We start from the raw sequence: 562 nt of genomic DNA, 5'->3' as shown, positions 1-562 counted from the left end.
CGGCTTTGTGGCGAGCCAGTGGGAGTCTTTAGTAGCAGAACATTTACCAGGACTTAAACCTTCTGAAGTCCTCAGGAAAACAATTATTGACCGTATCGCTGGTGACTATGATTTTGTCTTCATAGATACTGGCCCCCATCTTGATCCGTTCCTTCTGAATGGTCTGGCAGCGAGTGATTTGCTTCTGACCCCTACTCCACCGGCACAGGTTGATTTCCATTCAACCCTTAAATATCTGACACGTTTGCCTGAAATGCTGGAGCGTCTTGAAGACGAAGGTGTGGAACCACGCCTGAGCGCGAGTATCGGTTTCATGTCAAAAATGACTAATAAGCGTGATCACGAAACTTCGCATAGCCTGGCCCGCGAAGTGTATGCAAGTAATATTCTGGACTCGTCACTGCCACGTTTGGATGGATTCGAACGATGTGGTGAATCTTTTGACACTATTATTAGTGCTAACCCTGTTTCATACCCTGGTAGTGCTGAAGCGTTGAAAAAGGCACGTACTGAAGCAGAACGGTTTACGAAAGCAGTTTTTGACCGCATTGAATACATCCGA

1 protein-coding gene is annotated in these 562 nt (G+C 46.4%); it reads left to right on the top strand.

Annotation, left to right across the window (positions count from 1 at the left end):
* A partial coding sequence (locus ABD259_RS25720; RefSeq protein ID WP_344165866.1) for a ParA family protein occupies window positions 1-562 on the top strand: 562 nt, incomplete at both ends.

Source organism: Nocardiopsis rhodophaea, assembly GCF_039530945.1.
In the GTDB taxonomy this organism is placed as follows: domain Bacteria; phylum Actinomycetota; class Actinomycetes; order Streptosporangiales; family Streptosporangiaceae; genus Nocardiopsis_C; species Nocardiopsis_C rhodophaea.
The sequence above is the reverse complement of the archived record's forward strand: the minus strand, read 5'-3'. Positions and strand labels throughout refer to the sequence as shown.